The organism is Haloferax profundi (genome assembly GCF_001469865.1).
Lineage (GTDB): Archaea > Halobacteriota > Halobacteria > Halobacteriales > Haloferacaceae > Haloferax > Haloferax profundi.
Genome location: NZ_LOPV01000634.1, coordinates 1 through 5965, shown reverse-complemented (window position 1 = coordinate 5965; position 5965 = coordinate 1). Strand labels below are relative to the sequence as shown.

The window sequence follows — 5965 nt, the reverse complement described above, 5'->3', positions numbered from 1 at the left end:
CTGGGGAATCCAAACACGTCGAGCGCGGAGTAGAACGCCGGGAGTTCTTCGCGGTCCAAAAAGCCGAGGAATCGAGCGTCGACACCAAGGTCGGTTGTGAGTCGCTCTAACTCGTCGCGGGCGGGGCCGTCGCCACCCAACACGAGCGTCACGTCGAGGTCTTTCGCCGCGTGGACGAGTTCGTCGAGGTGTTTCTCGTAGCCGTGGCGCCCGGTGTACCCGACGAGTGGACCGTCTCCGAGGCCGTATCGTTGGCGAAAGGCGTCCCCGTCGGCCGGAGCGAACTGCTCGGTGTCGATGCCGTTCGAGAGGACGACGATTTCGGCGTCGACGCCGACTTCGTCCACGAGGCGTCGCTTCGCGTCGTCGCTCGGAACGATGACTGCGTCGGCACGGTCGAAGAACCACCGTTCGTAGCGCTCGGCAGTTCGTTCGACGCCGCGTTCGATGACGTCGACCGAACTGAGATACTCGGCGTACTCGCCAGTCGGGGTGTGGTAGGTCGCCACGAACGGCAAGTCACGGCGACGAGCGAGTCGCAGGCCTGCTAACCCGAGGCCGAACGGCGTGTGCGCGTGGACGAGGTCCGCGTCTTCGACTGCGTCGGGGACGCGCGGTACGCCGACGCGCATCCCCTCGTAGAACGGGAACGGAAGGCTCCGAACGGCGTACTCGCCCGGTTCGGGCGTGTACTCGTCGTCCTTCGGGAAGACGACGTCCATGCGGCCACCGCGCTGTTGCCACCGCTCGCGCCACGTCTGAATCGTGTACGTGACGCCGTTGACGGTCGGCAGGTACGTGTCGGTGAAGGCGGCGACCGACTGCATGGGCGGTGCTGTGAGGCCAACGGGATAAACTGTTGTGACTTCTCGCTGGCGTGTCAGTGTGTCGCGAAGCGTTAATGAACGGGAGAACGAGTCGATTCAGTCGAGGGTCCCGGCGAGGACGTCTTCGTAGGTCTCGACGAGTCGGTCGCCGACACGGTCCAGACTGTGTTCTGCGGCGGTCGCACGCGCATTCTCGCCGAGACGACGACGGAGGTCTGGGTCGCGGTCGAGCAGGTCGAGTGCGCGACGGAACTCCTCGTCGGTCGAGCACTTGAGGCAGTCGTGTCCGTGCGTGTAGAACTCCTCGAAGACGGGGATGTCGCGGAGGACCACGGCTTTGCCGCACGCCATCGCTTCGAGGACGGCGATGCCCTGATTCTCGTTCTTCGTCGGGAAGAGGTACACGTCACCCGCGCCGAACGCGCCGCGAATATCGTCTATCCACCCGGTGAACGTCACGTTCTCGGGGGCGTTTTCGACCCAGTATTTGACTTTCTTCGAAGCGTGTGGGCCGGTGTCGTACGGGCCGAACCACGCGAAGTCGTAGTCGGTCTGTTTGGCGACTTCACAGAAGGTCGTCAGGCCCTTTCGCTCGAAGACGTTGCCGACGGCGAAGACGGTCATGCCGTCGAGGTCGTACTTCTCTCGGTACTCGTCACGGAGCGCCTCGAACCCTTCGAGAGAGTCGGTGTCGACGCCGTTCGAGATAGGGCGAATCGGGGCATCGACCGGGTACGATTCGAGGACGCGCTTGGTGTACTCGGAGGGACAGAGGACTACGTCCGCTTGTGAGTAGAACCACTTGAGGTACTTTCCGAGGGCGGGTCCGACGGCGTTGGACCCGCGGAAACTCTCGGCGAAGTCCTCGCGGGTGACGTGCGAGTGGAGGACGAGTGGGATGTCGTTTCGCTTCGCGTGTCTGGCGACGGCGACAGACCCCGGTCCGATGAGGTTGCAGTGGGCGACGTCGTAGTCGCGGAAGACACAGTCGCCACGCGCGACATCTACCGCAGCAGAGAGCGGCGAATCGGGCCACGGGGACGTGACGACGTCCACGTCGGTCGTCGCCAGCGCCGCCCGTTGTTGGTCGGTGGAGGTCCCGATACCGCTCCGTTCGAGTTGCGAAGCGAACTCGAGGTAGTTCAGTACGCGCACGTTCCGGAGTTCTTTCGGGTGGGTTTTGACCCTACCGGCTTCTCGGTCGGTCACCCACACAGACGCTCGGCCGTCCGACCCACTCCAGTAGTTCGGAACGCCTATGTCTCGGCCACTCCCCCGACCTACCATGAGCATCGCGGAGGAGCGAATCGACCGACTCCACCACCTCGCCCGCGAGGCGGCATCGGACCGAGACCACGACGTGGCCCGTGAGTACGTCCGCCTCGCCCGCCGCGTCGCAGAGCGGAATCGCTGCGGACTTCCGAAGGAATTCCGCCGGTTCACTTGCGACGAATGTGATGCGTATCTCGTTCCAGGCGTCAACGCCCGCGTCCGAACACGTCCGGGTGGGCACGTCGTCGTCAGGTGCGACTGTGGTGCGACGAAACGCTACCCGTACTGACGGCGGCGAGTGCTGTCGTACCGTGGGTTTGACCCCCAAACGTCGCCCAAAGCCTTACTATTGAAGGGCCCTCCGACATAGTAGAATCCACGCATGAACACACAGGACCTTCGAAAGGAAGCCCACGACCTCGACGTGACGGTCTGGGTAGGAAAGAGTGGAATCGAGGCCGTCGTCGGCGAACTGAACGACCAACTCGCCGACCGAAACCTCGTCAAGGCGAAGTTCCTCCGCGCGGCCCTCGGTGGAACGACCATCGACGAAGCGGCCGCAGACCTCGCCGAGCGAGTGAACGCGGACCTCGTCGAGACACGAGGGAAAACAGCAGTCTTCCATAGATGAACGTCTTCACACTCCCACTCCAGTTACAGGGTGACGGCGGGGCAATCGGTCGGATTCTCGCACAGCAGAGCATTCCGTACGCGGGAATACTCGGGACACTCCTCGGATTCGTCGTCGGGTTCGCCGTCGTCTACATCGTCGGCAAAGCCCTGTTGTCGTCCATCCTTCGTCGCATCCTTGACCGGCGCGGCGCGGACGAACACGCACAGAAACCGTTGATGAAGGTCGTGACGCTCGTCGTGGCGTTCGTCGCCCTCGGCGCAGGGTTCGCGCTCGCCGGACTCGGAAATATCCTACAGTCACTCGCGACCATCGGTGCGGCGGCGACACTCGCGATTGGCTTTGCGCTGCAAGACGTCATCGCGAACTTCGTCGCGGGTATCTTCATCTTCACCGACAAACCGTTCCGCATCAACGACTGGATAGAGTGGGACGGTAACTCCGGTATCGTCGAGGACATCTCCTTCCGCGTGACGCGCGTTCGGACCTTCGACAACGAACTGCTCACCGTGCCGAACTCGCAACTCACCGACGGCGTCATCAAGAACCCCGTCGCGAAGGACAAACTCCGTCTGCAGGTGCCGTTCGGCATCGGCTACGACGACGACATCCAACAGGCGACAGACATCATCCTCGAAGAGGCCGAAAACCACGACGGTATCATGGACGACCCCGCGCCGTCGGTTCGCCTGACCGAACTGGGCGACTCGTCCGTCACGCTCAAGTCGCGCATCTGGATTGCCGACCCAAGCCGTGCCGACTTCGTCAAGACGCGTGGCGAGTACGTCACGTCGGTGAAAGAACGGTTCGACGCGGAGGGAATCGACATCCCCTACCCGAACCGGACGCTCAGTGGCGAACTGTCCGTCGGCGGGATGGACCGTCTCGTCCAGTCGAACGACTGAGATTCACGGGCTCATCGAGACGCAGACGCCCCGGCGTCTCGCATCTTCCATCTCGACTTTTTACTCCCTGACTGCTCAGAGTTCGATACGTTCGACCAGTTGTTCTTCGGACCGCGTGTTGACGGCGACGATTCTGACGTGGCCTTCGAGACCCGACCCGTCGAGTTTCGCCTTCAGGAGGTTGTCGACCTGATAGACGCCGGCCGCGTTCACCATCTCGATTTCGACGAGGACCGGACTTTCGTCGCCCTCTTTCAGTGAGACGTTACTAATCGCTTGACTGGAGAGCGTGTTGATGCCGCGTCCACCTTTCTCGTACGGGATGCGTGACCGCCCGTGTTCCATGTCGAGGGCATCGGCGACGCGGATGACGCCCGCTTCGAGAGTGAGTGGGTCTTCCTCGCGGTGGTGACAGAGTATCGCGTGGAGGACTTCTGCTTTGATTCGGACGGTGTCTGCGAGGTCGTAAAACTGTGGGAGGAACCGGTCGAGGACGTCCGACGCGAGTGGGATAGAGTAGTAGGCGTGGTTGTCCCGGTGGACGATGTGCCCGATGTCGTGCAACTGCGCTGCGAGCGCGATGATGACAGCTTCGTCTGCTTCGTCGAGGCCGTGGTCTGCCGCGCCGTTGAACTCACACCCACCGCGCTTGAGGAGGTCGTAGAGGCGAAGCGCGCGGTTACGGACGATTTCGATGTGCTTCGGGCCGTGGTCGTTGTAGCCCTTGCGCGTGACCGCGTTCACGTTCTGCGCTTCGAGGAGAGTCGTCACCTCTTCGTCTTCGAGCAGGACAGGGAGAATCTCGTTGAGTTTCTCGTCGGGGAAAGCGTGGTCAGCATCAGGGTCGTAGACTCGACCACCGTTGATAGTCTCTTCAGAATCGGCCATGACCTGAGTGGACCTCGCAGCAAGAAAAAAGGATTGGCGGGAATGCGATACGGGAGCGTGCCGCGTGCCGGTTTACGCTGCTTCGGACGGCTCTTCGAGCGTCTTGGACGCTGCCTGTTCGACGGCGTCGTAGTCGGGTTCGACGCCGGGGTCGTCGCTGACCCACTCGTAGGTGACGTCGCCGTCTGCGTTCACGACGAAGACAGCGCGCTTTGCGACGCTGTAGACGCCGAGGTCTGCGAAGTCCATCTCGATGTCGTAGGCCTCGATGAGGTTGCGGTTGGTGTCGCTGATGAGGTCGAAGTTGAGGTCGTTCTTCTCGGCGAACTCCGAGAGCGTAAACGGCGTGTCGATACTGATGCCGTAGACCGTCGCGCCGATGTCGTCGAAGTTGGCCATCTGGTCGCGGAAGGTACACATCTCCGTGGTGCACACGCCGGTGAACGCCGCGGGGAAGAACGCGAGGACGATGGGTGCGTCGTCGAGGTTCTCAGAGAGCGTGAACGACTCGATGTCGCCGTCGATGTCCGTCTTCGGTGCGGTGAAGTCTGGGGCGGAGTCTCCGACAGATACCATACGACCACAATATTGAGGTCTCCATCTTATATTCACGGGAAGTGGAACGACTGTCCGCGACGAAAATCGATGGAGCGTGTGTTTGCCACCCGACACGATGTGTCAGGTTCGAATCGGTTCGATATCAGCTACATTCACGTCTCCGAGGGTCTCGAGGTCCGTATCGACGTTTCTCGACAGTTCCATCTGGCCGATAGTCTCTTATTCGAGAAGCCGTAGAAGGCAAAAAGCCTATAATTGCCACTGGGTTACGCAAAAACAGCGATGTTCGAGACCATCACCCCTCTGTTCCCCGGACTTCCGGGCGGGCCGGAGCTGCTCATCGTCCTCCTCGTGCTCGTCCTGCTGTTCGGCGCGAACAAGATTCCGAAGCTCGCGCGGTCCACCGGGCAGGCAATGGGCGAGTTCAAGCGCGGACGTAGCGAAATCGAAGAAGAGCTCTCAGAGATGCAAGGCGAAGACGACGACGAAGACGACTTCTCGACGGAGAAGACGTCGGCTAAGGCGGAGAACTAATCGCAGCTCCATCTCTCGTTTCTCTCGGCCCAATGGGGTCGAACCACGCGATTTTTGTCGAGCCCTGAGAGAGTTCTCGGCAGGGCGTGTGGCCTAGTGGACAGGGCGAGAGGTTCCTAACCTCTCGATCGCGGGTTCGAATCCCGTCACGCCCGTGCAGTGAGGAGCGACGCGACGAACGAACCGGCATGACGGGATTCGTAGCCCTACGAGACGAGTGAAACGAGTCTCGGTTCGGTTCGAATCCCGTCACGTCCGCTTCACTCACTTCGTTCGTTCAGCGGGCGTTCCTGAGTCCCACTCGCTTCGCTCGCGGGACTCCCGTCACGCCCGTTTTCCTGCGAGCGGAG

The 5965-nt window shown here is 61.7% G+C and carries 8 protein-coding genes and 1 tRNA gene; 5 read left to right on the top strand and 4 right to left on the bottom strand.

Annotated features, from left to right (window positions below; genetic code table 11):
* The coding region (locus AUR66_RS18215) for a glycosyltransferase (protein WP_058573562.1) at nucleotides 1–827 on the bottom strand (827 nt) is incomplete at its 3' end.
* Nucleotides 828–923: 96 nt separating this feature from the next.
* Entirely contained in the window at nucleotides 924–1982 is a 1059-nt protein-coding gene (locus AUR66_RS18210; RefSeq protein WP_058573563.1) for a glycosyltransferase family 4 protein, read from the bottom strand.
* 130 nt (nucleotides 1983–2112) lie between these two features.
* Between AUR66_RS18210 and AUR66_RS18205 the strand changes: the two genes are divergently transcribed.
* The 3 genes from AUR66_RS18205 to AUR66_RS18195 all read left to right on the top strand — a co-directional run bounded on the left by AUR66_RS18205 (nucleotide 2113) and on the right by AUR66_RS18195 (nucleotide 3635).
* Nucleotides 2113–2388 carry a ribonuclease P protein component 4 gene (locus AUR66_RS18205; RefSeq protein ID WP_058573561.1) on the top strand — a complete coding sequence of 92 codons (276 nt, stop codon included), beginning with the start codon at nucleotides 2113–2115 and terminating at the stop codon, nucleotides 2386–2388.
* A gap of 93 nt (nucleotides 2389–2481) precedes the next feature.
* Nucleotides 2482–2730 (top strand): YhbY family RNA-binding protein, encoded by a 249-nt coding sequence (locus tag AUR66_RS18200; protein WP_058573560.1) that lies wholly within the window; start codon nucleotides 2482–2484, stop codon nucleotides 2728–2730.
* Nucleotides 2727–3635, top strand: coding sequence for a mechanosensitive ion channel family protein (locus tag AUR66_RS18195; RefSeq protein WP_058573559.1), 909 nt, complete (start codon nucleotides 2727–2729; stop codon nucleotides 3633–3635). Before AUR66_RS18200 ends, AUR66_RS18195 begins: the two co-directional genes overlap by 4 nt.
* 75 nt (nucleotides 3636–3710) lie before the next feature.
* Here the strand turns inward: AUR66_RS18195 and AUR66_RS18190 are convergent, their stop codons facing one another.
* Both AUR66_RS18190 and AUR66_RS18185 read right to left on the bottom strand, forming a co-directional pair.
* Entirely contained in the window at nucleotides 3711–4523 is an 813-nt protein-coding gene (locus AUR66_RS18190; protein WP_058573558.1) for an HD domain-containing protein, read from the bottom strand.
* Nucleotides 4524–4595: 72 nt separating this feature from the next.
* The gene (locus AUR66_RS18185) at nucleotides 4596–5099 is read right to left on the bottom strand and encodes a redoxin domain-containing protein (protein ID WP_058573557.1); all 504 of its coding nucleotides are present in this window, start codon (nucleotides 5097–5099) and stop codon (nucleotides 4596–4598) included.
* Between the two features lie 264 nt (nucleotides 5100–5363).
* Here AUR66_RS18185 and AUR66_RS18180 point away from each other — a divergent pair, with 264 nt between their 5' ends.
* Entirely contained in the window at nucleotides 5364–5615 is a 252-nt protein-coding gene (locus tag AUR66_RS18180) for a Sec-independent protein translocase subunit TatA/TatB (protein ID WP_058573556.1), read from the top strand.
* Nucleotides 5616–5697: 82 nt separating this feature from the next.
* A tRNA-Arg gene (locus tag AUR66_RS18175) sits at nucleotides 5698–5770 on the top strand.
* Nucleotides 5771–5965 lie beyond the last annotated feature (195 nt).

What these genes read in the sequence shown, in the direction of transcription:
- AUR66_RS18200 (WP_058573560.1), top strand. Translation starts at nt 2,482, where the DNA reads ATGAACACACAGGACCTTCGAAAGGAAGCCCACGACCTCGACGTGACG.
- AUR66_RS18185 (WP_058573557.1), bottom strand. Translation starts at nt 5,099, where the DNA reads ATGGTATCTGTCGGAGACTCCGCCCCAGACTTCACCGCACCGAAGACG.
- AUR66_RS18180 (WP_058573556.1), top strand. Translation starts at nt 5,364, where the DNA reads ATGTTCGAGACCATCACCCCTCTGTTCCCCGGACTTCCGGGCGGGCCG.
- AUR66_RS18205 (WP_058573561.1), top strand. Translation starts at nt 2,113, where the DNA reads ATGAGCATCGCGGAGGAGCGAATCGACCGACTCCACCACCTCGCCCGC.
- AUR66_RS18195 (WP_058573559.1), top strand. Translation starts at nt 2,727, where the DNA reads ATGAACGTCTTCACACTCCCACTCCAGTTACAGGGTGACGGCGGGGCA.
- AUR66_RS18190 (WP_058573558.1), bottom strand. Translation starts at nt 4,523, where the DNA reads ATGGCCGATTCTGAAGAGACTATCAACGGTGGTCGAGTCTACGACCCT.